The sequence below is a fragment of the Rhizobium aethiopicum genome, from assembly GCF_014197535.1.
Taxonomy (GTDB): domain Bacteria; phylum Pseudomonadota; class Alphaproteobacteria; order Rhizobiales; family Rhizobiaceae; genus Rhizobium; species Rhizobium aethiopicum_A.
Genome location: NZ_JACIFV010000058.1, coordinates 1 through 1,389 on the forward strand (window position 1 = coordinate 1; position 1,389 = coordinate 1,389).

The window sequence follows — 1,389 nt, forward strand, 5'->3', positions numbered from 1 at the left end:
AATTGGCACAGGCCTCACGGAAGCCTAAATTCAAAACCACCAATCAGCAGACTCGCTCTTACCCAGGACAACCTGTTGAGGCTCCACATCTAGGTTCGGGGCGGAATCACTTGACGGGGCGATGCGTGACGAAGACTTTTCTACCCTGCCTATTGGCGGCAGTTTTCGCCGCATTACCGGCCGCGGCGCAGAGCGAATGGCAGGCGATCGAGGAGGTGCAGCCCTATTCGATTTCAGGCAAGACCGGCGCCGAACTTTATCAATCGATCGGTTCACAAGGCCCCAAGGCCGGCGTGACGGGCCGGGTCATCGCGCATACGACGTTCAAGCTCACCTGGACCCGCAAATACGAGCCGCAGGGCAATGCCTGCGTCATCGTCACTAATCGGCCGAAACTTATCATCACCTATACGCTGCCGAAACCCTCGGCCGCGCTGCCGCCCGCCGTTAAGAGCAGCTGGGAGGGCTTCATATCAGGCGTTGCCGCGCATGAGCGGGTGCATGGCGAAACCATCAAGGACATGGTTAGGGAAATCGAGGCGATGAGCGTCGGCTTCACTGTTGCCGACGACCCCGACTGCAAGAAGATCAGGATCGAACTGACCCGGCGGCTCGGCGAGATTTCCGCAAGGCAGCGCCAGCGCGGCCGCAACTTCGACAAGGTCGAAATGGGCGATGGCGGCAACATCCAGCAGCTCGTTCTCAAGCTGGTGAATGGGCCCTGACCGGGTGGCGGGCATCGATCCGCCCGTGCGACGGCCATTGACTTGGCCGTCGTGGCGCGCCAACTCGCGGGGGATGTCATTGCGAGACGGAGAGCGCCCGTGCCCCAGACAATTCTCACCCTGTCCACGCGCGGCCAGGGACTTTACGAATTCACCGATCAGGCGGAGGCCTTCGTCAGCGCCTCGGGACGGGAGGAGGGGCTTCTCACCATCTTCGTGCGCCACACATCCTGTTCGCTGCTGATCCAGGAAAACGCCGATCCCGACGTGCGCACCGATCTTCTCGCCTTCTTCCGCCGGCTGGTGCCTCCGGCCTCCGATCCATCGATGGGCTGGGTCGTGCACAGGGCCGAGGGGCCGGACGACATGCCGGCGCATATCAAGGCGGCGCTGACGCAGGTGTCGATCGGCATTCCCGTCGCTAGGGGACGCTTGACGCTCGGCACCTGGCAGGGCCTCTATCTCTTCGAACACCGCGACCGGCCGCATCGACGCGAAATCGTGCTGCATCTCGGGGGCTGAGAGCGCCGTGCGTCTTTTTCCTTGCCGGAGGGGCCTCGGAGGCCGACCCTCGTCCTTCGAGGCCCCTGCGGGGCACCTCAGCAACCGTGTTGTTGCGGTTCGCTCCATGGGGTTCGTCTTTTGAGAATAGTGTTGATCATGA

Annotated in this window: 2 protein-coding genes; both read left to right on the plus strand. The window is 62.4% G+C overall.

What is annotated here, in order from left to right:
- Positions 1–125: 125 nt before the first annotated feature.
- Positions 126–725: a DUF922 domain-containing Zn-dependent protease gene (locus GGD53_RS31400; protein ID WP_184460586.1), complete on the plus strand. Its 600-nt coding sequence runs from the start codon at positions 126–128 to the stop codon at positions 723–725.
- A 99-nt stretch (positions 726–824) separates the two neighbouring features.
- Positions 825–1,247, plus strand: a complete 423-nt coding sequence (locus tag GGD53_RS31405; protein WP_184460587.1) for a secondary thiamine-phosphate synthase enzyme YjbQ — start codon at positions 825–827, stop codon at positions 1,245–1,247.
- The last annotated feature ends 142 nt before the right edge of the window (positions 1,248–1,389 follow it).